The sequence below is a fragment of the Paraburkholderia sp. FW306-2-2C-D06C genome (assembly GCF_058781505.1).
The window spans coordinates 1-23,946 of record NZ_JBYSWU010000073.1 but is presented as its reverse complement, the minus strand read 5'-3'; the positions used below and the strand labels follow the sequence as shown (position 1 = coordinate 23,946).

Genomic DNA, 23,946 nt, shown 5'->3' with positions numbered 1-23,946 from the left:
CCAATCTGTGATGTGACTTCAGTTGATGGTCCGTCATGGGCGAATGAAGGGACATTCGACATATGCAAGAGACCGTCCGTACAGGGTCGACTGCCGCCGACCGCCTCGGGCAGCAGTCGGCCAAGGTGCGTCAGTCACAGCGATAGACACGTGGCCATTCGGATGACCAGCTCGCGTCGAAAACAGTCCCTTTCGTAACATCGCCCGCGCGCTGACATCGAAGTGAAAAATTTCCTTTTCTGTGACGATCACACCTGCACACAAGGGACAACGCAGAGGCGTAAGTGGACATCGAACGCCAACGGCGGAGTGTGAAACCACAGCGAATCTATCGAGCCGTCGTTCACGAACGGGTCAAACCGCACGTCCAAGACGCGGCGCTTCCGGCAAAGTCTTTGACGCACACGCAAGCCGTATCGGCCAGAAATCCATGTCATGGCACTTCTAAGCAAGGGTGGCGCCGCGTTGCAATCACCAAAGGCGGCGTTCCGAGAGACTGAGGGCTCCAATAGCCCATCTTCACGGAGACACAACATGCCCGTTATTGTTTGCGAATGCAAGGTCGGAATCGAAGCTGACGTCAAGGCCAAGATCGCCAGCGAGTTCACGAGCGCGATCAAGGAGATCATCCTCTCGCCGCTCGACTTGATCAGCGTCGTATTCCATGAAGTCACGTCCGAGAACACCTACCGTTCGGGAGAGCCCACTTCCGAAACGCTGATCTTCTGCCACATACGGGATGGGCGCAGCGACGGCGCCGTGCTATCGCTGGCCAAAAAGGTGAGCTCCATCTGGAGCGCGTGCACCGGGGCACCGGAGGACGAAGTCGAGGTTCTCGTCGCACTGTATCCCGCCAAATACGTCGTGCGCGCCGGTGAACGCCTGCCCGAAGCCCCTCGCGTGTGAGGGTGCTGCAGCCGGCTCGGACTAAGGGAAGCGACCTTGTCTATGCAAGGGCGGTCATTGGCCCGTGAGGTCTCAGCCCCGAATGTGGTTACCTGCGCCGCTTCCTGAACCTCGTACCGAAGATAAAAGGAGACAAGTCAATGAAGTCAACCCGCCCTAAGCCGGCAACAGCAGATTCAAGCTTGCAAGCATCGAAGCACTCGCTCGTCGGGCGCACTGGCTCCCGAGCTTGCCACCTGATGCCGGCTCGGAGCTAGAGGCATCTCTCCGCTCAAACTCTCCAAGGAGAAACCATGCACCGGATAGATGTTCACAAACTGGCCGAGGAGGCGAAGTTCAACAGCTTTCACTGGTCGGTGCTGATCTGGTGTTTCATGATCCTGGTGCTCGACGGCTACGACCTGGCGGTCGCCGGCACCGCGCTTCCGTCGATCATGAAGGCGATGAATGTCGAGGCCGCGACCGCGGGCTTCATGGCCAGTTCGGCGCTCTTCGGCATGATGTTCGGTGCGATCCTGCTCGGCGCGCTGGCCGACAAGATCGGCCGCCGCTGGGCGATCTCGATCTGCGTGTTCTTGTTCGGCGTCTTCACCGCGGCTGCCGGGTTCACCAACGACCCAATCACCTTCAGCGTGATGCGCTTCCTCGCCGGGCTCGGCATCGGCGGCGCGATCCCGAATGCGGCGGCGCAGATGACCGAATACTCACCGAAGAAGGTGCGCGGCGTGATGGTCACGCTGATGTGCTGCGGCTACGCGGCCGGCAGCATCCTCGCCGCGCTGCTCGGCAAGCAGTTCATCGAGACCTACGGCTGGCAATCGGTGTTCGTCGCCGCGGGCGCCCCAGTGGTGCTGATCCCGTTCATGCTGAAGTACATGCCTGAGTCGCTGCCGTTCCTGATCAAGCAACACGACGACACGCATCTGCGCGAAGTGGTCCGGAAGATCCGGCCGGACATGCGGCTCGAGCCGCACGAGGAGTTCCTCGTTCCGGCCGAGGACATGGCCGTAGGCCCGACCGCAGGCAGGCTGTTCCTGGACGGCCGCGGCTTCAGCTCGGTGATGTTCTGGGTCGCCTTCATGACCTGCCTGTTCATGCTCTATGCGCTCAGTTCCTGGCTGGTCAAGCTGATGGGCATGGCCGGCTACAGCCTAGGTTCCGCGCTGAACTTCCTGGTCGCCTACAACGCCGGTGCAGTCGTCGGCGCCGTCGGTGGCGGATGGCTCGCCGACAAGCTGCACATCAAGTGGGTGACGACCGCTTTCTTCGCGGTCGCCGCGGTTTCGCTGACGCTGCTCGGCTACGGCGCGCAGCCGCTGTTTCTGATCGTTGCCGTCGTCGGCGCGTCGACGCTGGGCACGCAGATCATGCTGTACGCGTATGCCGGGCAGTTCTACCCGACGTCGATCCGTTCGACGGGACTCGGGTTTGCCTCGGGGGTCGGGCGCATCGGCGCGATCGCGGCGCCGATCGTGATCGGGCTGCTGGTCTCGATGAAGCTGCCGCTGGTGCAGAACTTCCTCGCCATTGCAATGGCCGCGGTGATCGGCGGTGTCGCGGTTGCTCTGATCAAGCACAAGACGTCGGCCTTTTTGCACAGTCATGACGCGAGCGCGGTCGGGTAGCGGCCTTGATGGCGCATTACTCGGTCAGCGCCGGCGGCGGCACTGCGCCCGGGGCAGGCGTCGGCCAGACCGGTGCGATGCTCGGAGTCAAGCATCTTTTTTAGTTACCCGCGTAGTGCGGTGAGTCCGCCTGGCCGTTGACTCCGCCAGGGCCAATTCTCTGAAGCGATCTGGCGGGTGCCAACGCGTGAGCACTGTTTGGGGCACTACATACGTCGCACTGGGCGGCAGGCCCACCGATAACGAGCTTGGCCCGGACCGGCGGCACGACGCCATGTCATGGCACTTCCAAGCAAGGGTGGCGCCGCGTTGCAATCACCAGCGGCGACGTTGCGAGAGACTGAGGAGCCTCAACAGAGGGTGGTGCAGTCTGCTCGGACTAAGGGGAGCGATCTTGTCTATGCAAGGGCGGTCCTTGGCCCGTGAGGTCTCAGCCCCGAATGTGGTTACCTGCGCCGCATCGTGAAACTCATACCGAAGATAAAAGGAGACAAGTCAATGAAGTCAACCCGCTCTAAGCCGGCAACAGCAGATTCAAGCTTGCAAGCATCGAAGCACTCGCTCGCCAGGCGCACTGGCTGCCGAACTGGCCACCTGATGCGAATTTCCGGGTTCATAGTATGAGCAAAGTCATCATCACATGTGCTGTGACCGGTGCGATTCATACCCCCTCGATGTCGCCGTATCTACCGATTACACCGGAAGAGATCACCGAAGCCTCGGTCGGCGCGGCCGAAGCGGGCGCCGCGATCATTCACCTTCATGCACGCGATCCTGTCACGGGCAAGCCGGACCAGAGCCCCGATGCATTCGGCCAATTCTTGCCGCAGATCAAGGCACGCACCGATGCGGTGTTGAATATCACCAGCGGCGGCTCGCCCTACATGACGATCGAGGAGCGCATTCAGCCGTCAATGCGCTTTGCGCCCGAGGTGGCCTCTCTCAACATGGGCTCCATGAACTTCGCGCTTTTCCCGATGCTGGCGCGTTTCAAGGAGTTCAAACATGCCTGGGAGCGCGAAGCGCTCGAAGCCAGTCGCGACCTGATTTTCCGCAACACCTTTAAGGATATCGAATACGCCCTGGCGCAATGCGCCGCCAACGACACGCGCTTCGAATTCGAGTGCTACGACGTGAGCCACCTCTACAACTTGGCGCACTTCGTCGAGCGCGGTCTGATCAAGGCGCCGTTCTTTGTCCAGATGGTGTTTGGCATCCTGGGAGGCATCGGCACCCATCCAGAAGACGTGTTGCACATGAAGCGGACGGCCGACCGGCTGTTCGGCAATGACTATCGCTGGTCGGTGCTGGGGGCAGGCAAGGATCAGCTTCGCCTTGCAGCAATGTCCGCGAGTATGGGCGGCAATGTGCGCGTCGGATTGGAAGACAGCCTGTGGCTTGGACGCGGTACGCTGGCCGAGAGCAGTGCAGCGCAGGTGCGGCAGGCGCGCCAGATTATCGAGGGGCTTGGACTCGAAATCGCCAGCCCGAACGAAGCCCGGGAAATCCTGCAATTGAAGGGCATTGGGAAAGTCAAGTTCTGAACGTTGCTCCGCACCTTGGCGACAGGACTGTGGCGTCAGACTAAAGGAAGAAGACGATGGCTAGTGCGGGAATATCGCTGCGCTTGATGATCGATCATTGGCTCGCCCCGGACCCCTCGACGATGGTTCGCGTCACTAAGTTCCGAAACAGACGGTCCAGGCACGAATGCTACGTATGCGTCGAGACATTCAGAGGGACATGTCCGGTTGCCATGTTCTTCTTTCGTCACCAAGACGGCACATGGCGCATATTCCCGCCCAGTCGAGAACGGCCGGCTATGCGCGCCACTTAAATTTCGACGAACGTTTAACTCGCCATATTGGATGGCGTCAGCAGCAAGTCAGAACGCGCTGGCCATAGCACCATTGAATGCCACTGCGCCGGCGGCCAAAAGCGTGGGCCGGCCGCCGGACGCGTCGGTGATCTGAACTATGCAACGGGCCCCTTGCAGGCCCGTTGTCTCGGCTCATCGCATCGCCGTTGCGCCACAGCAGGAGGAGCTGAGGTGTACGATAGGCAGGGACGAAGCGACGCGGTTGACGTCCATGCGTCGGCGACCCTCCCCATAAGGGCATTCATCAGCGACTGATTCGCTTGCTGAGTAAAGGGAGAGTCCGCGCGCACAATGAGGCCGGACGCAAGGTGGAAGCGGAGGTAAGCAATGGATGGTCACCTGGACTTACAAGCTGAATATCGCGAGGTTGGGGGCGAACTCGTAGCCGGCACCATTGTTGACTCGCGCACCACCCATCTCGAAGTCCTCGAGCGCCGAGCGACCGGGCCGATCTCGTGGCGTTTTCGTCAACCGCGGCTCGCGCTATTCTGGTTTCGGAACGGCCTCAAAGAGTTGCATCTGGAGCTCGACGGACGCCGCATTCACTCGGGAATAAAACGAGGAACAAACTTTGCGCTGTTCCCAGCCTCGACTTCAGTCGAAGGCGAGTTCGACGTAGCCGCGTCCTTCGACTACACGGTAGTCTTCCTCGACCCGACCGTTGCGTCCGACGCCGGCTGCCACTTCAATCGGCCGCTGATTGCCTTCGGCAACGAAGATCTGCAACGTAGCCTTTCGGTGCTTTGCCGTGAGGCGCGCAATGCAGACAGCCTTTACGGGTTGTTCGCCGAGGGCTGGGCAATGCAAGCACTCGCCCTACTGGCGCGGGTTGACGGCAGCCAGGCAGCCACCGTTCGCCGGTGCGGTGGCCTCGCACCTGGCAGCTTGCGGCGCGTTATCGACTACATCGAGGCCGACTTGTCGAGGCCGTTCACGATCGAGGGCTTGGCGCAAGTAGCCGGTGTTAGTCCCCGGCATTTCATGCGGGCTTTTCGGGAAAGTGCCGGGCAGACACCCTTGCGCTTTGTGTACAGTCTGCGTCTCGAGCGGGCCAAGGAGTTCCTCTTGGATCCCCGTCGCACCGCAACTGAAGTCGCGCTGGAGTGCGGCTTCAGCCATGCTCAGCACTTCAGCACCGCATTCAAGAAGGCGACCGGCGTGACGCCGTCCGATTTCCGCAGGGCTGCGACGCGCTGATGGCCACGCGGCCCCAGGGCCAATTGGCTTCGATCGCTCTCAATAGCGAATCGTCGATTCGCCATTGAATCTTCTCTTTAAAGGGAAGGGGTAGCCCTTCCCACCCCCTCTCTGCCGCCCTTAACAGGCTGCTGAAATACACCTAGTCAGAAGCAGCCGTTTTGCGCTTACGCGGCGGCTGCCGCAAGTTTTATCGCATTGTGCAATTTCAACGCGAATCCGCTCGAATGCAGCCGCCTGGCGTTTGAACATAAAAGGCGGCGAGGGGTCGACTGCCGCCGGCCGCGTCGGGCAGTAGTCGGCCCTTTCATCGCTTGCTCAAACGTTCCCGGGAGCGACGTATGCGGTTTTCACGGTCGTATAGAACTCGCGCGCATAGGTGCCCTGTTCACGGGGACCCAGGCTCGAACCTTTGCGCCCGCCGAACGGAACGTGGTAATCGACGCCCGCGGTCGCCGTATTGATCATCACCATACCGGCCTGTACGTGACGCTTGAAATGGCTCGCATGAGCCAGCGACATGGTGCAGATGCCAGCGGAGAGGCCGAATGGCGAGTCGTTGGCTACGGCAAGCGCTTCCTCGTAATCCGCGACCTTGATGACGGAAGCGACAGGGCCGAACACTTCCTCCCTGTTGATCGTCATCGCCGGGGTCGTGTTGGTCACGAGAGCGGGTGCCAGGAAAAATCCTTCGGTTGCCGAGGGAACACGACCCCCGCCAAACACCGAGCCACCTTCTGTGCGTGCGAGTTCAATATAACGCTCGTCCTGTTCTAGCTGTTTGGCATCGACAACGGGACCGATCTGCGTCGACGCATCCAGCGCGTTACCAATCTTGAGACTGCGCATGCGCGCCTGCATGGCCCCGACAAAGCGGTCGTGGATGCCGCTCGTCACGATCAGGCGGCTGGACGCGGTACAACGCTGGCCGGTGGAGTAGAACGCGCCGTTGATACACGCTTCGACGGCGACGTCGAGATCCGCGTCGTCGAGCACGACCATTGGGTTCTTGCCACCCATCTCTAGCTGGAACTTCTTTCCGGTCGCGACGCATTTCGCGGCGATCGCCTGGCCGGTCCCAACCGAGCCGGTGAAGCTGATGGCATCCACGTCGGCTGACTTGACGAGTGTTTCGCCGACGATCGAACCCTTACCCATGACCAGATTGATAACTCCCGCCGGTGCACCGCCCTCGGCGATGATCTTGACAAGTTCCCATACGCTGCCCGGCACGAGTTCCGCCGGCTTGATGACCACGCAGTTTCCATACGCGAGCGCAGGCGCGATCTTCCAGGCGGGAATAGCGATCGGGAAGTTCCACGGCGTGATCAGACCGATGACGCCTAGCGGTTCGCGTGTGACTTCGACCGTCAGTCCCGGGCGGACGGACGGCAAAATCTCGCCGCCGCCCCGCAATGCCTCGCCCGCGAAGAATTTGAAAATCTGTCCGGCGCGTCCCACTTCGCCGACTGCTTCGGCGAGCGTTTTCCCTTCCTCGCGTGCCAGGAGCTTACCGAGTTCGTTTTTGCGCGCAAGGATGGTACCGCCGACCTGGTCGAGCAAGTCAAAGCGCTGCTGTGGGGTACTGAGCGACCAGGTGCGAAAGGCTGAGCGTGCAGACGCGATTGCTTTCTGTGTCTGATCTGTGCTGGCCCGTGCGAAATCGCCGATCACGTCGCTCGTGTCCGAAGGGTTCACATTAGGAGCGAAGTCGTTGCCATCGACCCATTCGCCGCCAATGAAGTTCTGGAATTGCGTCATCGTAAATCCGTCAGTGAGTAAATATCTGCTTGATCAACCGAGGTTCAGCAGCGAGCGCTCGGCGAGATTGGCGTACAGCGCACGCACGCCGAATGTCCACGGAGCGATTTGGGTCGACAGCCGCACGGTGTTGACGAGCGCGCCAAGCGGAGGGGCGCTGATCGTCACGCGGTCGCCGAGGTGATGCGTAAAGCCGCCACCCGGCGCATCGCGATCCTTGATCGGAGAGAACATCGTGCCGAGGAACAACATGAAGCCATCGGGATATTGATGGTGCTTGCCCCAGGTCTGACTTACCAGGTCAAGAGGGTCACGGCTGATCTCTTGCATATGGCTGACGCCTTCGAGCACGAAGCCGTCGTCGGTACCTTCCACGCGCAACGAAACACTCGTTTCTCGGATCGTGTCCAGCGTGAACCGTCCGTCGAACAGGCGGATAAACGGACCGATCGCGCACGAGCCGTTGTTGTCCTTGCACTTGCCCAGCAGCAGCGCGGAACGGCCTTCGATGTCGCGCAGATTGACGTCGTTACCCAGTGTGGCGCCCACCACCTCGCCTTTGCTGTTGACTGCGAGGACGATCTCCGGCTCAGGGTTGTTCCACTTTGAAGCAGGCAGCAAGCCGATATCGGCACCGAGTCCGACTGAAGACATAGGTTGCGCCTTCGAAAATACCTCTGCATCGGTGCCGATTCCGACTTCCATGTACTGCGACCATGCACCGCGTCGCTGCAGTTCTTCCTTGAGCTTGACGGCAGCTTCTGAGCCGGGCTTGATCTTCGACAGATCGGTGCCGATCAGACGCGTGATCGCAGCGCGCACTTCCTCAGCCTTCGCAGGGTCGCCGCCTGCCTGCTCTTCAATGACGCGTTCAAGAAGGCTGACGGCAAACGTCACGCCACAGGCTTTGATGGCTTGCAGATCGCAGGGAGCCAGGAGGTAGGGTTGACCCTCTTTCCGTTGTGCGGCGACGGTGGTTTCGATCAGATTGCCGACATGACCCAGAGATTCGCCAGAAGCCTGCCGGACGAGTTCTACGAGATCCTGGCGATCGAAAAGATCGGATACGGTTGGTGCGATGCGGGAGATATCGAACACTTCGCCGCCGCGAACCGCAACGACGCACGGTCCCGCGCCGTTTTTTGTTTGACGCCACACGCGGCCAACGAGCAGGGCACCGTCGAGATCGTCAGGCAGATAGCTGGAATATGAGGTCATGAACGGATCCAATGTGCATTGAAAGTGTTGGCGATCGTAGCCGGAATAAGGATAAAACTCTGGTGATGCTAGAAGCGGTGGACGATACCCACGCCTGCTGCAAACATGCTGCGCGACGACGACGGAGCCGACTGGAAGCCGTCTCCGATTGATGCCGTTGCGGCGATCGAGCGGTCGGTCGGGCCACCTGGGAACGTCGGCGTGCCGAGCGTCCGACCGTTCGCGCGCTGGAATGCTTCGAGCGCGTAGAAGCCGGTGCGCTTAGATATCGCGTAGTACTGGGACAGGTTGAACTGGTGATACGACGCTGCGTCGTCGACACCGTTCGCCTTGCTCGCCCACGTGAAGCTATAGCCGGCAGCGAAGTCCCATGCCGTCGCGGGCTTCCAGTGCAGCACGGTACCGGCGGTGTTGAAAACCTGCTCGTCGGTGAACTTCGACAGCACGCCCGGGATGTACTGAACGTTTGTGTACGTCGCCGAGAGATCCCACGCGCTGTTGAATACATAGCCAAGGCCGACCGCGAAGCGATTCTGCGCCTGCGCACCCTGATAGCCGTTCGTCACCGCCGACACGCCCGATTGGCCAGCCGTATTCATCGTCGAATCCGCACCGTAGACGCCGCCGCCGACGGTTGAGTTGTTGATGCGCGAGAACGCAACCGTACCGCCGATCGGGCCTTGCTGATACTGGATCGCCGCCGACCACGTCGAACCGCGATACACGCTGTCCGGCACGCCTGCGAGCGAGTACGAGCCGCTGACCGTCAGGCCGTAGAGCTTCGGAGACGTATAGACGATCGAGTTGTTCGCGCGGTAGATCGTATCCAATGCGTCCAGATCGCCCGGGTGCGCGCCGAAGTAGCCGGTCAGCCAATTCGTCGGGCTGTACGGCGCCATCAGTGTGTAGTAAGACGTGTACTGGCGACCCAATGTCAGTGTACCGAAGGTCTGGTTCGTCAGACCGATCCAGGCTTGACGGCCGAACATCGCGTTGGCGTATTGCTGCGCACCGTTGTTGATGTTGAAGCCCGACTCCAACTGGAAGATGGCCTTGGTGCCGCCACCCAAATCTTCTGCGCCCTTCAGGCCGAAGCGGCTGCCCGCCCAGATGCCCGATGCGATCTTGACGTTCGAGCGACCACCGCTCGTCGAGCCGAGCGACGTCTGGCTGCTCTGATAAACGATCGAATCATCGACGATGCCGTACAGCGTGACGCTGCTTTGTGCGAACGCCGGCGCTGCGGCCGCGAATGCCGTTGCCGCGACGACAGCGGCCTTGGTCACGTCTAAAGTCCTCATTGCGTCTCCTATTGTGGATAAAGCGAGTTACGTCTGTTTAACGAGGTCGGCACCGACGCCTTAAGTGCGCTGCTAATAGTCGCCGGTTACGTCTCGATTTCTCGATTACATGGAAGTCGCGACGGCCATGCTGCGCCAATCGATGACGATCCGTCGGCGCACGACGAGGCGAGGAACTCGTGCACGTTCGAACCGGCGTCCGGCGCCGAGTTACACGTTTGCATGGATGTCCGATTTGCGTTGTGCCCAAGGAGCGATTACGCGGAGCAGCCGGCCGGCGACGGCTTAAGATCGCACGTTGTGGACAAACCCGGATTCAGCGGCATTCTTGCTCGTCGCGACCAACGATTCACTGCGCAGGCGTTCATATTCGGCCGTTGGTACGGGAATAGCGTTGCGGTCGCCGAGCTCGTCAAGGCGGATACGGTACGTTTCCCGAGTGGTGAACGCGGCGAACGCGGCGACCAGACAAATGCCGAATGTCAGAAAACCGATCTTCAATGGGATGTTGGTGGACCCAGGGGGCGCGACTGCGACGAAAAGTGCGGGGATCAAGGCCGATAAGGTCGTCCCGACATTCTGTCCGATGGCCATTCCCGTCACGCGCACCCGCGGTCGGAAGAGTTCTGGGAACAGGCTCGGGAACACACCGTTGAAGCCTTGGTAGGCGATGCCCCACATGAGCGTGGAAAAAATCAGCGAGAGCCAGAGGCTGTGAATGCTGATCGCGTAGAGGAAGCCGAAGGAAAGCAGGCCGGCGCTCAAGACGCCGACAAGTACTGGCGGCCTGCGGCCAATCCTGTCTGAGAGACTGCCGACGAAAGGAATCAGTATGACCGAACAGACGTTACCGAGAACCGGAATCCAGAGATAGACGCCGGCAGGAAAGCCGATACCGTACGCCGGCTGTACCGCGTACGCAGTGCCGAACACCGTAGCGAGAAACACGACGACGGCGGTGAGCGCCATGCAGACGACGCGCAAAACATCGCCCCAATTCTGCCGCAGGACTTCGGCGACCGGTGAGGCGGGAACCTGACCCTGAGCTCGCTCCTGGGCAAAAGTGGGGGTTTCCTGAACCTGGCGGCGGATGATGTAACCGACAATGATAACGACAACGCTGAACAGGAACGGAATCCGCCATCCCCAGGAAGCGAACTGGTCCTTCGGCATGAAATGCGCGAGGGGCAGGAAGACCCCGAACGCCAGAAGCTGCCCAGCCTGAGACCCTTGGATGGTGAAGCTTGCAAAGTAGCCGCGCCGACCAAACGGTGCATGTTCAAGAATCATGGAACTGGCACCGGAGAGCTCTCCTGCAACGGCGAACCCTTGAACGAGCCGGAGAATGACGAGCAGCACCGGAGCCCAGATGCCGACCTGCCGATACGTGGGTAAAAGTCCCACGCACATCGTCGAAATGCCCATCAGGAACATGCAGAAAATCAACACCGTCTTTCGACCGTGCCGATCGCCGACGTGGCCGAGCACCATAGCGCCTACCGGACGGGCGACATAGCCAACACCGAAAGTCGCCAGTGATGCGATGATCGCGACCGTCGGATTGCCAGAGGGGAAGAAAAGTTGCGGAAAGACCAATGACGCTGCGGTCGCGTAAATGAGGAAGTCGTAGTACTCAAGTGCTGATCCAATCCAGCCGCTGGCCGCGGCTGTTTTCGATTGGCGCAGGCGATTCGGCTCAGCCGGGGTGCTTCGATTCATAACTTGTCTCCGTCTTCGATTGACTTTTCCGTTCGCGTTCTTTATTGTTGTAACAACGTTCCATCAAGAACAATGTTACCAACGCTATGAGAGTTGTCAAGGGCGCAGTTGACCGTTCACTGCAAATCATCGAGTTGCTCGCATGTGAAGCAGGCTGGATACGCATGCCTGACTTCGGCGCTGAACTCGAATTTGAGAACGGCCTGCCCCGTCGAGTGCCTGCGCAGCCGCGCGAGCAGGGCTGGGCTGGACAGGACAAACACACATCACGATACCGTCTGACTTTGAAGCTTTCCGTGCTCGGTCAGCGGTACTTGCGTGGGCTCGGCTTGCCGGCGCTGGTGCAGCCGATCCTCGATGCGGTGGCGGCGCAGTGCCGGGAACTGGTTCGCCTAATCGTCGTATGGGACTCGACGTTTGGTTGGCTGGCGTCCTCCCAAGGCGAGGCACCGGGTCTCATGTATTCGCCGTCCATGGATAGCCCTATTACCGTGCATGCAACGGCGAACGGGAAGGTATGGCTAGCGTCAATGTCAAATGACCGGGCGCTCGAATGTGCATTGCGTGGTGGACTCGGAAAAGCTGTCGCCAGCTTATGCGGGCCCAGGGCAATTACCGGCATCGAGCAGTTGATTCCCGAGTTGGATCTGACCAGACAGCGCGGCTATGGGCTTGTTGTGGAAGAGGCCGAACCAGGCGTGGCCGCGTTGGCGGTGCCTGTGCGGTCGCTGACCGACGGTACGGTGGTCGGCACGATGAGCGCTGCTGGACCGGTGATGCGAGTTCGGCCCGAGCGTTACGACGACTTCTACGCGCTATTGAAAGAAGGAGCTTCGAAGCTAGATGCGGTATGGCCGCGTGAAAGCGCGGGTGGCAACGTAAGTGAGGCGGCATGAACGCGCCAGCAGCAACACAGGCCGCCGAGGCTATCGCCAGTCCGCGAGAAGAGGCAGCACGCATTCTTGTGACAGCGCGCCAAAAAGGCGAGCTCGTCGAGCGGCTGCCTGTCGAACTGTTGCCTGCGAATGTGCGCGACGGCTTTGCAATCCAGCAGGAGGTCAGCCATCAGCTAGGTGGGCGGATCGCCGCATGGAAATGCGCGCTTCCGCAGCAAGGCAAAGTCATCGCCGCGCCGATCTATGACGCTGATATCCATCGAGGCGGTGTATGTCGCATGAGTGGGCCTCCGCGTGCCGTTGTGCGGGCGGAACCGGAACTGGCCTGTCTGCTGAACCGCGACCTTCCCCCACGGCGCGACGTCTATAGCGAGGCTGAAGTGCTCGGCGCTCTTGGGCACACGCACCTCGCGCTTGAATTGCTAGGCAGTCGTTATTCGCATCCCGAAACGCTGACGTTCCCTGAACTACTGGCAGACGGCCTGTTCAATGCAGGCCTTGTCATCGGACCCCGCGTTAATTCGATCGAGGGCGCGACGCCGGCCGATCTCCCCGTCGAATTCGAGGTCAGCCTAGCCAGCGTCGGCGAAGAAGCAGTCATGTGTGCGGGACGCCACCCTGACCGGGGCGCGCTCGCGCCGATTGTGTGGCTCGCCAATTTCCTTCGCGTCCGCGGCCTCGGGCTGCATGCCGGCCAGGCTGTGATCACCGGGTCTTACGCGGGCGTTCTGGAGTTGCCTGTTGGTCGTGATTTGCGTATCGGCTTCGGCGACCTCGGCACATTGCCGATTACTTTTTTGTCCTGATAGGAGTACTAGATGCGTCTCGTCCGTTTTGGCCAGCCTGGTCAAGAGCACCCCGGTATCATCGATTCGAGCGGCGCGATCCGCGATCTGACCGGCATCGTGGATGACATTGATGGGACGACTGTCTCGCCAGTCGCCCTTGCAAAACTGAGGGAACTCGATTTAGATCGTCTGCCAGTCGTTGAAACGGGCACGCGTCTCGGCGCCTGTGTCGGCAATGTCCGTAATCTCGTGTGCATTGGCCTGAACTACTCCGATCATGCTGCTGAAACCGACACGCCGATCCCACGGGAACCGGTCGTGTTTAACAAGCATACGGGCTCCATCAGCGGCCCGAACGATCCGGTCGTCTTGCCCGCAGACGCGCAAAAGCTGGATTGGGAGGTCGAACTCGGCGTGGTGATCGGCAAACCCGCCTGGCAGATCGACGAAGCAGACGCGCTAGACCATGTGGCGGGGTACTGCCTTGCGAATGATGTTTCCGAACGCGCGTATCAGCTCGAACGCGAAGGCCAGTGGACCAAGGGTAAAAGCGGATTCTCGTTCGCTCCGCTTGGTCCGTGGCTGCTAACACGCGACGAAGTTCCCGATCCGCAGGTGCTCGACCTTTGGCTGGACGTGAACGGTACGCGTCGTCAGACGGGCAACACACGCACGATGATTTTCAACGTCGCGCACATCGTGGCGTATCTCAGCCGCTTCATGCCTTTAATGGCGGGCGACGTGATTATTACGGGCACGCCTCCTGGCGTAGGCCTCGGTCAGAAACCGCCAGTCTTTCTCAAAGCAGGCGACACCATGACGCTCGGCGGCAGCGGACTCGGCGAGCAGACACAAAAGGTTGTGCAGTACGTGAACATTCTTGGCGCAGCCTGGGGCCGCGGCGAGTATCCATCGGCACTTTAAGACGATCCGATTTGTCAACGGGAGGAGATATGAGCCTTGCTGGAACGGGCGTAGTCGCAATCTGGCACGACCTGCTGCCGGAAGCGAAAGATGAATTCTACGAGTGGCATAACCGCGAGCACATGCCGGAACGCGCCGGCATCCCCGGGTTCAGGCGCGGTCGGCGCTTCATAGCACTGGACGCAGGTCCCGAGTACTTCAATCTGTACGAGGCCGACACCGTTGAGGTGCTTGGCGCGCAAGACTACGTTACCCGGCTGAATACGCCGACGCCGTGGACCAGGCAGGTTGTCGCCTCTTTCCGGAGCGTCGCGCGCTCAATCTGTCACGTCGCCTACTCGGACGGCGTTGGGCAAGGTGCCTATCTTGTGACTGTGCGCTTCGACGTGCCTTCGGATGCACGTGCAGACGTCGTGAAGGGTTTGCGTCAGCGCGTGCTGCCGCCCCTCGCGGATCTGCCAGGGATCACGGGCGTGCACCTGTGCCTTGCAGACGAAGCAATCAGCAAAGTGGAAACGGCGGAAAAGAAGGCGCGTTCAGAGGGCACGCAGGTACCCACATGGATCGTGTTAGTCGAAGGGTGCCGGGCAGACTATGTCCGTTCAGCGGTGGGCCGTTTTGTTTCGGGACTTGCGGCATTGCCTGAGGCTGGCGCGACGGCACCGGACACGACGCTCTATCAACTTGAGTACACGCGCTGCAAAACACCCTGGAGCGCTGGCTAAGCGGTTAAGCGTCGTCGATCACCGCTTCACGGCCCTTCGCGCGAATCCCACGTGGCCACGCGCGACCGGCCCTCACCCTGAGAAACGTAGGAGTAGTGCCATGTCGTTGAATATCGCCGACACGCCCGAGCCATCCACCGCCTCGATGTCGGCTCGTATCATAAGGCTCAATCCTGTGGACGATGTTGTTATCGCGCTCGAACAGCTTGTGTCCGGCACGGTGCTCGACAAGGAAGCAGTGACGGTGTCGGGACTGATTCCACCCGGACACAAAGTGGCGACACGTGACATCGGTCAGGGTGAGGCGGTGCACCGGTACGGCCAGGTAATCGGCTTTGCAAGTCAGCCGATTCGCGCGGGGCAGCATGTACACACCCACAACCTCGCTATGGGCGACTTTGCGCGTGACTACGCATTCGGGCAGGCCGCGCGTCAGACTGTGCGCTCGAACGGGCCCGCGACATTCCAGGGCGTTGTCCGCGCAGACGGCAGAGTTGCCACACGCAACTACATCGGGATCCTCACCTCGGTAAATTGCTCGGCTACGGTTGCGCGGGCCATTGCTGATCATTTTCGCCGCGACATTCATCCAGATGAACTGGCCGCGTTCCCGAACGTCGATGGCGTCGTGGCACTCACACACGGTTCGGGTTGCGCGATCGACTCTGAAGGCGATGGTCTGGCGATCCTGCAGCGCACGCTTGGAGGCTATGCATGCCACCCGAACTTCGCAAGCGTGCTGGTCATCGGTCTCGGTTGTGAAACAAATCAGATCCCGCGACTTCTTGAGACGCAGGGACTCCGGGAACACGACCGCTTGCGAACGTTCACGATCCAGGACAGCGGTGGGACCACACTGACGATCGCGAAGGGTATCGAACTGGTTCGCCGCATGTTGCCGGAAGCAAACAACGTGAGGCGGCAGCCGGTCAGCGCAAGCCATCTCACGGTCGGTCTTCAATGCGGGGGATCGGACGGGTATTCCGGCATTACCGCCAATCCGGTGCTCGGCGCGGCGGTTGATCTGCTGGTGCAGCACGGCGGCACCGCGATTCTCTCGGAGACGCCCGAAATCTATGGCGCGGAGCACTTACTGACGCGCCGCGCCGAAACGCCCGAGGTGGGTCAGAAGCTGGTTGATCGCATCAAGTGGTGGGAGGCCTATGCGCAGCGGCAAGGGGCGCAAATCAACAACAATCCGTCTGCGGGCAACAAGGCAGGTGGCTTGACAACCGTCCTTGAAAAATCGCTGGGAGGCATCGCGAAAGCCGGCTCTACCAATCTGGTCGAAGTGTACGAGTACGCCCAGCCGGTCACGGCACGCGGCCTTGTTTTTATGGACACGCCCGGCTATGACCCGGTGTCGGCTACCGGCCAGGTAGCCGGCGGTGCGAATCTGATCTGTTTCACGACGGGACGTGGTTCAGCATACGGCTGCGCCCCCGCGCCGTCCGTCAAACTTGCGACGAACACAGCACTTTGGCAACGACAGTCCGACGATATGGATCTGAACTGCGGGGAGGTGTTGGAAGGGAGCACGACGATCGAGCAACTGGGCGGAGTGCTTTTCGAATTGCTGCTAGATGTCGCTTCGGGGAACCGTACTCGCAGTGAGCTGCATGGTTACGGACAGAACGAATTCGTACCTTGGCAAATTAGCGCAATCATGTGAGTGCACATTCATATCATTCGAGCCTCGCAATGCTGCTAAGGAGACAGTGACTTCCCCGCGCTGTGTTTGCCTGGACCGGTGGGTGTAAGCAAGTAAGCGCGACTGAAAGGCTGCTCCGCATCGCACATCTGCCGCCGGGCACCCGGAGGTATAACCGTCTGCATCGGGTCTGTTTGGTGCAATGGCCGTCGTGCGGGTTCGGCCATTCGGAGACGGTCGATGCCACGTGGAGAGTGTCATAGCGGCAACCGTCTTTTTTAGACTGCCTGCGTTCAATACGGGAGAGAAAGACGTCTCGGAGCAGGCGCGGTGATCTGTAAGCCCATAAGGGCGTCACTCACCGATTCTGCGCGGCGTCGTTTGTAGCAGTTCGTGCAACTCACGCTTGTAGAAGCGAGCCAGCCCATTGGTGCCGTGGCCGCACGTGTCCTCGCTCGCAGGAATAAGATGTAGCCATCCGTTGGGAATAAGTTGCATCGCACGCTCCATCAGGCCGGTCTCCGGCGGATAGCGTTCGTCGTCGGCAGCGTTAATGGCCAGGACCGCCGCCTTAATGTCTTTCAGGCCGGATGCCGGATTGTAGCCGCGCGAAGCACCCCATTGATATAGAAAGTCGTTGGCATCCAATGTGAACGGCTGAGCCAACCTTGCGTCGACGTACTTGTCGGCCAGGTCGATCGTCGGCGCCGCCTTCTGGCAGGCAAGCGTCCCACCGTTAGTGGCCAGTGCAAAAAAGGCGTTGTAAAAGCGCAAGGCACTGGGCTGGCCGGTGTAATTACCGTCCCGGTACTCCGGGTCGTTTCGGACCATCTCGATGAGCATGCGGCGCAGCATCCAGTTGCGACCGGACATCTCCGTCGGTTGCGACGCCATTGGCACGAGCGCATCCATAAAGTCCGGATACCGCACACCCCAGATCCATGCGTGCATGCCGCCCATCGAGTTACCGATCAGCAGGCGCAGGTGCCGAATTCGAAGGTGCTCGGTCAGTAGCCTATGCTGCGCGAGCACCATGTCGTCATAGTTGTAAGCCGGAAATCGTGTGCGCAGTCCGTCGGACGGCCTGGACGATCCACCGGCTCCGATCGCGTCCGGAAGGATGATGAAATACTTGTCGGCATCGAGCGGCTGTCCGGGACCGAACAGCTCTCCCGCGAAATCAGGTGTCAGCATACTGGCACCAGTGCCCGTCGTGCCGTGCAGGACCAGGACCGGGTCACCGGACGGCTCGCCGATGGTACGGTAGTGTAGCCTCAACTCCGGCATCACCTCGCCGGTGTTGAAGCGGAAATCGCGCGCGATCCAATCCCCTTCCTTCGGCGAAGGGTAGTTGCCCGCGTTGCAATGACTTGTTTGCAGCATGAGCTTGCGATCCGGGCAATCCGTCACTTGGGAATCGGCTCGAGAGTTTGAAGCGCACCCCCTTGCCTGGCCGATGCGTAGGCCGCATCCATGACCTGCATCATCAGCTCTGCATCGCGCAATGACGCGATTGGCCTTGCGCCAGTACGGCACTCGGCGAGTACCCGCTTGACGAACAAGGGGTAGTAGATGTCAGTTTCAAGCTGGAGGCGGCGGCTTCGCGTGCCTGCGGAAAGATTGTTTCTGTCGCGTATCTCGATTCGGTCCGGGCCGGATTTCGCGTACATACGATCGGATGCCACAGTGAACGAGAATTCGCGCTGCTCGTCGGCGGTACTGGGAAAGCTGTATCCCGTTTCCACCAGGCCGATCACGCCGTCTTCGGTCTGCATGGTCAGCAGGGAATAGTCCTCAACGGCGCCTCGATGCGTTCTTGAGTTCATTGTCGCGGAGACTCGGGCGATCTCCTTGCCAGTGAGCAATCTGAACAAGTCGATGAAATGAGTAGCGACGTTGATCGTCGATCCGCCTCCGGAATACTCGGGATCGAGCGCCCAGCCGGCGCCTGCCGCTTCGTACCGACTGGGTGGTCCCACGATGAAACGGAAGGACATGTAATTGAAATCCGACGGTATGCGCCCCTCGGCATCTTCGAGTGAGCTCAGCAATTCGCTCATTCGAAAGATCAACGGTACTGCGCAATAAAGATTGGCTTCCTCGGTCAGTGCACGAAGCCGGGTGACCTGCGACATGTTGGTGCCACACGGTTTCTCCAGCGCGAACGGAATGTTTTTTGCGATCACGGCCTCAGCGAGCGCCGGCATTTCGGAATGCCGCCCGAACACAAATGCGAAATCGACTTCCTCGCGCTCTAGCAGTTCATAGGCCGACGAATACAACTTGCTTCCGAAGCGTGCGGCAATAGCTTCTCCCTTGACATGCTCTGCATCCGACACGGCGACCACTTCAATCCCCGGCGCCTCCAGCGCATCAAGATAGAGCGGGACATGCCAATGGCTGACCTCCAGCAAGGCGACTCTCATACGCATTCTCCTTTAAAAATTTTCAATCACTTCATGCTTCGAAATCGAATTGGTGGCGACTACCGGTTTCGGGCGCTTTTCCCTATATGTTTTGACTCTACCTTCAGGCATTCCTGCTCGGCGCTTATCGCGGGCCGTCGTCTGGCGCTGATCGTCCATTGGGGCGGTAATCGAAGCCCAGAAACCTGAGTGCATAGAAAGCCTGCCCCTGATGCATCGGGCCGCCGTCTTGGGTGCGGCAACCGCGCGCTTGCGCGGCGCGGCGAAGCGGCGTTGGCTCGGCCGCATTGATGATGTCGACGACGATGGCGCCGGGCGCTAGCCGCTCCGGATCGACCGGCATGGCATCGTTCGCTCTCATGCCGAGCGGCGTGGCATTGATCACGACCTCGAATCCTTGCGGGTCGGGTGGCCCCGAATGAGCGTCGCATCCTGTTTCGGCTGCCACGGATGCCGCAAGGTCGCCAGCCCGGTCCTCATCGACATCAGATATGGTTAGCTTGCTAGCGCCTGCAGCCGCGACCGCAAATGCGATGGCGCTACCGGCGCCTCCGGCGCCAACGAGAAGCACGGACTTATTCGCCGGATGGTTGTCTTCCCACTGCATACCAAGAACGCAGCCGACGCCGTCGAATATCGCGCCGACCCAGCGTCCATCTGATTCGCAGCGAATGACGTTGAGCGCCCCGACCTGACGAGCAGTCGGATCAAGTTCGTCGACAAGCGCGAGCATTCGTTGTTTATGAGGCATGGTGACCAGCATGCCGGACAGATTGCCCATCGCTCGCGCACCGCTGACGAAGGCCGACAGATTTGCCGCGTTGACCCAGAACGGAACGCAAACGGCGTCCACGCGCTGTTCAGTAAAAAGCTGGTTCAATAACTGTGGCGACTTGGCGGCCGTCAGTGGATCGCCCACTAACCCATAAAGTCGCGTTTTTCCTGTGATATGTGGATCCATTGCTGCGTGGCCTTCGATGTTGACTGTTGGCGCAGTCTTATCTGACTGCTCGGAAATTGGGCTTACTGAGGGCGGGATGGATCATTCGTTTTCAGACCAAGCCACTTTGATTACGAACCGGTGTAATGCCCGTCACTTCCATGGCGCCGGCGGCACGTCAAGATCCCAGGTCCCGTAGTGGGCGGGCTCGTTGATCTCGATGACCTCCAGGTCGTCGGAGCGCCCCATGACGTTGTGCGGCACGCCGGCGGGCTGGGACATGCCCTCTCCAGCCTTGAGCGTCACGTCACCCTCTACACCGGCGAAACGGAACGTCACAAATCCGCGGAGCACGTACAGGTAGTGCCCGGTCATGTCGTGCCAGTGCCAGCCAGTAGGATCGGTGAACGGTTTCAGCGCACGAATGTGCTTCGCGCCGATGCGACCGTTAGTCACCGCGGCGAGTCCGAGGTCGCGGTACTCAGAATCGGCACGCAGGCCTTCCTGGTTCCAGGGCGCCTCGGCCGCGGTGATGCGCGCAAATGCGCTCAGAGATTGCGCGAGCTCGCGTGGGCCGTCGTAACGGGGGGTGTCTTCGTTGTGCATGTGCATACCCTCTGTATAGCGTCAATGTGTTCGCAAGCGTCGCGTCGCGTCGCTTCGGCTTGGCTCGTGCTGAGTTGCGCCAACACGGTGGTCGCAACGAATACAGCCGTCGTAAAAGCCTACGAGCGAAGCTGTTTTGCGAGATCCTGCGCATCGGCAGTTCTGGTTCTTCCGGCCATCGCTTCGCGGCGCAAGCGCTCGTACTCCGCTTTAGGGACGGGCACCGCACCGCGGTCGCCGAGATCGTTAAGGCGGATCCGGTATGTCTCTCGCGTAGTGAATGCAGCGAACGCGGCGATAAGACAGATGCCGAACGTTAGAAAGCCGATCTTCAGCGGAATGTTGGCGGTGCCGGGGGGCGCGACGGCTACAAAGAGTGTGGGCGTCAGTGCCGCAAGCGTCGTCCCAACGTTTTGTCCGATGGCCATCCCCGTCACGCGCACGCGCGTGCGAAATAGTTCTGGGAAAAGGCTCGGGAACACCCCGTTGAAGCCTTGGTAGGCGATGCCCCACATCAGCACCGAAAGAATTATGGTGAGCCAGAGATTATGGATGCTGATGGCGTACAGGTAACCAAAAGAGAGCAACCCGGCGCTGAGCACGCCGGCAAGAACTGGCGGCCTGCGGCCGATTTTGTCAGAGAGATTACCGACGAAGGGAATCAGTATGACCGAGCAGATGTTTCCGAGAACCGGAATCCAAAGAAAGACGCCAACAGGAAAGCCGATACCGTAGGCCGGCTGGACTGCATACGCGGCGCCGAACACCGTAGCAAGAAGCGCGATGACCGCAACGAGCGCCATGCAGACGACGCGTAAGACATCGTCCCAACTCTGTCGCAGGACCTCGACAACCGGTGAGGAAGGCACCTCGCCGTGAGCCTGCTCCTCGCGAAAAGCGGGAGTTTCGTCAACCTGGCGGCGAATGATGTACCCCATGATGATGACGACAAAGCTGAGGAGGAACGGAATGCGCCATCCCCAGGAAGCAAATTGATCTTTCGGTAAGAAATGCGCCAACGGCAAGAAGACCGCTGCCGCCAGGAGTTGCCCGGCTTGTACCCCTTGTAGGGTAAAGCTCGCGAAGTAGCCACGTCGGCCGAACGGTGCATGCTCAAGGATCATGGAACTGGCGCCGGAGACCTCTCCCGCGACCGCGAATCCCTGAATGAGCCGGAGGATGACGAGCAGCAACGGAGCCCAGATGCCGACCTGCTGATACGTGGGCAGGAGTCCCACGCCCATCGTCGAAAAACCCATTAAACACATGCAGAAAATCAGCACCGTCTTCCGGCCGTGTCGGTCGCCGACGTGGCCGAGCACCATAGCGCCTATGGGCCGGGCAACATAGCCGACACCGAAAGTCGCCAGGGATGCGATGATAGCTACTGTTGGGTTCTGAGAAGGGAAGAAGAGCTGCGGGAAAAGCAACGACGCTGCGGTCGCATAAATGAAGAAGTCGTAGTACTCAAGTGCTGAGCCAATCCAGCCGCTGGCCGCGGCTATCTTCGACTGGCGCTGACGATGGGCCTCAATCTGGGTGCTTCCACTCATGACTTGTCTCCGTCTTGGATTGACTTTTCGGTGCGCATTCTTTATTGTTGTAACAACGTTCCAATAAGAATCATATTACCTAAATTATGAGAGTTGTCAAGGGAGCAGTTGATCGTTCGCTTCAAGCCATCGAGTTGCTGGCGCGCGAAGCGCGCTGGATGCGAATGTCCGACATCGCAGCTCAACTTGAGCTGGAAAAAGGTCCGGCCCATCGAGTGCTTGCGCAGTTGTGCGAGCAGGGGTGGGCTGAACAAGACGAACAGACTTCCCAATACCGTTTGACCTTAAAACTTTCTTTGCTCGGTCAGCGGTACCTGCATGGGCTTGGTCTGCCGGGCCTGGTGCAGCCGATCCTCGACGAGGTCGCCGCCCAGTGCCATGAGCTAGTTCGGCTGACGGTGGTCAATGAAGGGACGCTCGCGTGGCTCGCTGCGTCTCAGGGCGCGGCACCGGGTCTCATGTATTCGCCGTCCATGCATAGTCCCATCACATTGCATGCGACATCAGTCGGAAAGGCGTGGTTGGCGGCAATGTCAAACGACGAAGCAATCGGGTACGCATTGCGTGGAGGACTCGGCAAGCCCAACGGCGCGGGAACACCGAAGGCGATCACTAGTGTCGACCAATTGATACCGGAGCTCGAACTGACGAGGCAGCGCGGCTATGGTCTCGTCGTCGAGGAGGCGGAGCCAGGCGTCGTCGCGATGGCCGTGACCGTGCGTTCGCTGATCGGCGGGGCGGTTGTCGGGACAATTAGCATTGCTGGACCGGTCTTACGAATCCCGCCGGAGCGTTACGACGCCTTCTACACGCTTTTGCAGGAAGCATCCGCGCAGTTGGGAGCGGTCTGGCCGCGCGAAAGCGTCGATGGGCATGTCAATGACACGGCCTGAGCATGTCAGAAACCGCCTGTTTTTCCGAAAGCGGGGGACACAAGGACGCTTGGTGGCAGTGGACTTGGCGAGCAAACACGCAAGTTTGTGCACTATTCGGATTCGCTTGGCGCAGCCGTCAGGGACGCCGGTTGCGAGTAACGACTCCCGAGCAGTTCAGCACGGGATGCCCGTCACCTAAAGCATCGAGCACCTCGGCTTGGCTGTATCCGTACCTTCGAGGCGGCAGGTCGCGTTTCATAAAAACAGGCGAGTTCGGGCCCTGCCTTCACGGTAGACTGCACCGAGCTGACGCTGAAGCTGCATTCGACGCTGCGGTAGATCAGATTCGCTTAGATCGGCGCGGCGATGACCTTACCCGCCGTCGCCAGCGCGCATTTCCATGCACCGGCTTCGCGCCCAAGGACATCACCCACCTTTCGCTGAATTGCGAAGCCCTCGTCAATCGTTGAAGGCCGCAGCTCGACGGGCAGGCGCTCCACCTGCGTGCCTTGACGACCCGCTGCGACGAGAATGCTTGCTGCCTTTTCATGCCACAAGGCCACTCGCTGAGAAGCATGAACTGGATTCGGCATCTCAGGCCACCTCGTTGACGCGCTCATCGACGCTCTGTCGCGGCCAGATGCCTCCCAACTTCGCGGATGCCTTGCGCAGCGCGCGAAAGGCGTCGTATCGGGGTCACCTTGAGTTCGGCGCAAATTTCCGGTTGGAACGCTCCCGGTCGCATGCGGCTTTGCGGGCTGTCCCCAATAAATATTCGCGTTAAATCGAGGAGCTGCTGTATGGACCCGAAGCCCGCGGTTTTCAGCCCTGCGAGGCGACAAGCGGCCACAAGCGGTCGGTCGAGGTCACCATCCAACTCGGTATCCAAAGTCTCGTCCGATCACGCTCAATGACCGGTCTTCGGCGAGGAGATCGCAGGTGGCAATGCCTCGACG

The 23,946-nt window shown here is 60.2% G+C and carries 20 protein-coding genes; 10 read left to right on the top strand and 10 right to left on the bottom strand.

The genetic code is table 11. From position 1 onward, the window contains the following. Positions 1 to 534 precede the first annotated feature (534 nt). From AC3WLT_RS34310 to AC3WLT_RS34295, 4 genes are all read left to right on the top strand, one after another. Positions 535 to 906 carry a tautomerase family protein gene (locus tag AC3WLT_RS34310; protein ID WP_429345014.1) on the top strand — a complete coding sequence of 124 codons (372 nt, stop codon included), beginning with the start codon at positions 535 to 537 and terminating at the stop codon, positions 904 to 906. A 293-nt stretch (positions 907 to 1,199) separates the two neighbouring features. Continuing rightward, a complete protein-coding gene (locus tag AC3WLT_RS34305; RefSeq protein WP_492596047.1) occupies positions 1,200 to 2,531 on the top strand; it encodes an MFS transporter in 1,332 nt (443 codons plus the stop codon). Between the two features lie 620 nt (positions 2,532 to 3,151). Continuing rightward, the gene (gene kce / locus AC3WLT_RS34300) at positions 3,152 to 4,075 is read left to right on the top strand and encodes a 3,5-dioxohexanoate:acetyl-CoA acetone transferase (protein WP_492596046.1); all 924 of its coding nucleotides are present in this window, start codon (positions 3,152 to 3,154) and stop codon (positions 4,073 to 4,075) included. A gap of 662 nt (positions 4,076 to 4,737) precedes the next feature. Further along, positions 4,738 to 5,607, top strand: a complete 870-nt coding sequence (locus AC3WLT_RS34295) for an AraC family transcriptional regulator (RefSeq protein WP_007588883.1) — start codon at positions 4,738 to 4,740, stop codon at positions 5,605 to 5,607. A 318-nt stretch (positions 5,608 to 5,925) separates the two neighbouring features. Here AC3WLT_RS34295 and AC3WLT_RS34290 read toward each other — a convergent pair whose 3' ends face one another. The 4 genes from AC3WLT_RS34290 to AC3WLT_RS34275 form a co-directional block, all read right to left on the bottom strand. Beyond that, a complete protein-coding gene (locus AC3WLT_RS34290; RefSeq protein ID WP_429345017.1) occupies positions 5,926 to 7,368 on the bottom strand; it encodes an aldehyde dehydrogenase family protein in 1,443 nt (480 codons plus the stop codon). Positions 7,369 to 7,401: 33 nt separating this feature from the next. Beyond that, on the bottom strand, positions 7,402 to 8,586 hold the full coding sequence (locus AC3WLT_RS34285; RefSeq protein WP_429345018.1) for a fumarylacetoacetate hydrolase family protein: 1,185 nt from the start codon (positions 8,584 to 8,586) through the stop codon (positions 7,402 to 7,404). A gap of 68 nt (positions 8,587 to 8,654) precedes the next feature. Then, complete coding sequence (locus tag AC3WLT_RS34280) at positions 8,655 to 9,887, bottom strand: porin (protein ID WP_492596045.1); 1,233 nt, start codon at positions 9,885 to 9,887, stop codon at positions 8,655 to 8,657. 285 nt (positions 9,888 to 10,172) lie between these two features. Next, positions 10,173 to 11,606: an MFS transporter gene (locus AC3WLT_RS34275; RefSeq protein ID WP_429345020.1), complete on the bottom strand. Its 1,434-nt coding sequence runs from the start codon at positions 11,604 to 11,606 to the stop codon at positions 10,173 to 10,175. A gap of 164 nt (positions 11,607 to 11,770) precedes the next feature. On the opposite strand from AC3WLT_RS34275, the gene AC3WLT_RS34270 reads away from it, so the two are divergent. From AC3WLT_RS34270 to AC3WLT_RS34250, 5 genes are all read left to right on the top strand, one after another. Beyond that, positions 11,771 to 12,502 (top strand): IclR family transcriptional regulator, encoded by a 732-nt coding sequence (locus AC3WLT_RS34270; protein WP_492596044.1) that lies wholly within the window; start codon positions 11,771 to 11,773, stop codon positions 12,500 to 12,502. After that, positions 12,499 to 13,308, top strand: a complete 810-nt coding sequence (locus AC3WLT_RS34265; protein WP_429345022.1) for a 2-keto-4-pentenoate hydratase — start codon at positions 12,499 to 12,501, stop codon at positions 13,306 to 13,308. Before AC3WLT_RS34270 ends, AC3WLT_RS34265 begins: the two co-directional genes overlap by 4 nt. 12 nt (positions 13,309 to 13,320) lie before the next feature. Next, positions 13,321 to 14,214 (top strand): fumarylacetoacetate hydrolase family protein, encoded by an 894-nt coding sequence (locus tag AC3WLT_RS34260; protein ID WP_429345023.1) that lies wholly within the window; start codon positions 13,321 to 13,323, stop codon positions 14,212 to 14,214. Positions 14,215 to 14,243: 29 nt separating this feature from the next. After that, entirely contained in the window at positions 14,244 to 14,939 is a 696-nt protein-coding gene (locus tag AC3WLT_RS34255) for a hypothetical protein (RefSeq protein WP_429345024.1), read from the top strand. 100 nt (positions 14,940 to 15,039) lie between these two features. Beyond that, a complete protein-coding gene (locus tag AC3WLT_RS34250; protein ID WP_492596043.1) occupies positions 15,040 to 16,611 on the top strand; it encodes a UxaA family hydrolase in 1,572 nt (523 codons plus the stop codon). Positions 16,612 to 16,944: 333 nt separating this feature from the next. Here AC3WLT_RS34250 and AC3WLT_RS34245 read toward each other — a convergent pair whose 3' ends face one another. From AC3WLT_RS34245 to AC3WLT_RS34225, 5 genes are all read right to left on the bottom strand, one after another. After that, positions 16,945 to 17,973: an alpha/beta fold hydrolase gene (locus AC3WLT_RS34245; protein WP_492596042.1), complete on the bottom strand. Its 1,029-nt coding sequence runs from the start codon at positions 17,971 to 17,973 to the stop codon at positions 16,945 to 16,947. A 23-nt stretch (positions 17,974 to 17,996) separates the two neighbouring features. Continuing rightward, a complete protein-coding gene (locus tag AC3WLT_RS34240) occupies positions 17,997 to 19,016 on the bottom strand; it encodes a Gfo/Idh/MocA family protein (protein ID WP_492596041.1) in 1,020 nt (339 codons plus the stop codon). Positions 19,017 to 19,140: 124 nt separating this feature from the next. Continuing rightward, positions 19,141 to 19,977 (bottom strand): shikimate dehydrogenase family protein, encoded by an 837-nt coding sequence (locus AC3WLT_RS34235; RefSeq protein WP_492596040.1) that lies wholly within the window; start codon positions 19,975 to 19,977, stop codon positions 19,141 to 19,143. Between the two features lie 132 nt (positions 19,978 to 20,109). Continuing rightward, a complete protein-coding gene (locus tag AC3WLT_RS34230; RefSeq protein ID WP_492596039.1) occupies positions 20,110 to 20,562 on the bottom strand; it encodes a cupin domain-containing protein in 453 nt (150 codons plus the stop codon). A 119-nt stretch (positions 20,563 to 20,681) separates the two neighbouring features. After that, positions 20,682 to 22,115 carry an MFS transporter gene (locus tag AC3WLT_RS34225; protein ID WP_492596038.1) on the bottom strand — a complete coding sequence of 478 codons (1,434 nt, stop codon included), beginning with the start codon at positions 22,113 to 22,115 and terminating at the stop codon, positions 20,682 to 20,684. 86 nt (positions 22,116 to 22,201) lie between these two features. Between AC3WLT_RS34225 and AC3WLT_RS34220 the strand changes: the two genes are divergently transcribed. Next, positions 22,202 to 23,008 (top strand): IclR family transcriptional regulator, encoded by an 807-nt coding sequence (locus tag AC3WLT_RS34220; protein WP_429345031.1) that lies wholly within the window; start codon positions 22,202 to 22,204, stop codon positions 23,006 to 23,008. Between the two features lie 332 nt (positions 23,009 to 23,340). Here AC3WLT_RS34220 and AC3WLT_RS34215 read toward each other — a convergent pair whose 3' ends face one another. After that, on the bottom strand, positions 23,341 to 23,583 hold the full coding sequence (locus AC3WLT_RS34215) for a hypothetical protein (protein WP_492596037.1): 243 nt from the start codon (positions 23,581 to 23,583) through the stop codon (positions 23,341 to 23,343). Positions 23,584 to 23,946 lie beyond the last annotated feature (363 nt).

What these genes read in the sequence shown, in the direction of transcription:
- AC3WLT_RS34310 (WP_429345014.1), top strand. Translation starts at nt 535, where the DNA reads ATGCCCGTTATTGTTTGCGAATGCAAGGTCGGAATCGAAGCTGACGTC.
- AC3WLT_RS34305 (WP_492596047.1), top strand. Translation starts at nt 1,200, where the DNA reads ATGCACCGGATAGATGTTCACAAACTGGCCGAGGAGGCGAAGTTCAAC.
- kce (WP_492596046.1), top strand. Translation starts at nt 3,152, where the DNA reads ATGAGCAAAGTCATCATCACATGTGCTGTGACCGGTGCGATTCATACC.
- AC3WLT_RS34295 (WP_007588883.1), top strand. Translation starts at nt 4,738, where the DNA reads ATGGATGGTCACCTGGACTTACAAGCTGAATATCGCGAGGTTGGGGGC.
- AC3WLT_RS34290 (WP_429345017.1), bottom strand. Translation starts at nt 7,368, where the DNA reads ATGACGCAATTCCAGAACTTCATTGGCGGCGAATGGGTCGATGGCAAC.
- AC3WLT_RS34285 (WP_429345018.1), bottom strand. Translation starts at nt 8,586, where the DNA reads ATGACCTCATATTCCAGCTATCTGCCTGACGATCTCGACGGTGCCCTG.
- AC3WLT_RS34280 (WP_492596045.1), bottom strand. Translation starts at nt 9,887, where the DNA reads ATGAGGACTTTAGACGTGACCAAGGCCGCTGTCGTCGCGGCAACGGCA.
- AC3WLT_RS34275 (WP_429345020.1), bottom strand. Translation starts at nt 11,606, where the DNA reads ATGAATCGAAGCACCCCGGCTGAGCCGAATCGCCTGCGCCAATCGAAA.
- AC3WLT_RS34270 (WP_492596044.1), top strand. Translation starts at nt 11,771, where the DNA reads ATGCCTGACTTCGGCGCTGAACTCGAATTTGAGAACGGCCTGCCCCGT.
- AC3WLT_RS34265 (WP_429345022.1), top strand. Translation starts at nt 12,499, where the DNA reads ATGAACGCGCCAGCAGCAACACAGGCCGCCGAGGCTATCGCCAGTCCG.
- AC3WLT_RS34260 (WP_429345023.1), top strand. Translation starts at nt 13,321, where the DNA reads ATGCGTCTCGTCCGTTTTGGCCAGCCTGGTCAAGAGCACCCCGGTATC.
- AC3WLT_RS34255 (WP_429345024.1), top strand. Translation starts at nt 14,244, where the DNA reads ATGAGCCTTGCTGGAACGGGCGTAGTCGCAATCTGGCACGACCTGCTG.
- AC3WLT_RS34250 (WP_492596043.1), top strand. Translation starts at nt 15,040, where the DNA reads ATGTCGTTGAATATCGCCGACACGCCCGAGCCATCCACCGCCTCGATG.
- AC3WLT_RS34245 (WP_492596042.1), bottom strand. Translation starts at nt 17,973, where the DNA reads ATGCTGCAAACAAGTCATTGCAACGCGGGCAACTACCCTTCGCCGAAG.
- AC3WLT_RS34240 (WP_492596041.1), bottom strand. Translation starts at nt 19,016, where the DNA reads ATGAGAGTCGCCTTGCTGGAGGTCAGCCATTGGCATGTCCCGCTCTAT.
- AC3WLT_RS34235 (WP_492596040.1), bottom strand. Translation starts at nt 19,977, where the DNA reads ATGGATCCACATATCACAGGAAAAACGCGACTTTATGGGTTAGTGGGC.
- AC3WLT_RS34230 (WP_492596039.1), bottom strand. Translation starts at nt 20,562, where the DNA reads ATGCACAACGAAGACACCCCCCGTTACGACGGCCCACGCGAGCTCGCG.
- AC3WLT_RS34225 (WP_492596038.1), bottom strand. Translation starts at nt 22,115, where the DNA reads ATGAGTGGAAGCACCCAGATTGAGGCCCATCGTCAGCGCCAGTCGAAG.
- AC3WLT_RS34220 (WP_429345031.1), top strand. Translation starts at nt 22,202, where the DNA reads ATGAGAGTTGTCAAGGGAGCAGTTGATCGTTCGCTTCAAGCCATCGAG.
- AC3WLT_RS34215 (WP_492596037.1), bottom strand. Translation starts at nt 23,583, where the DNA reads ATGCCGAATCCAGTTCATGCTTCTCAGCGAGTGGCCTTGTGGCATGAA.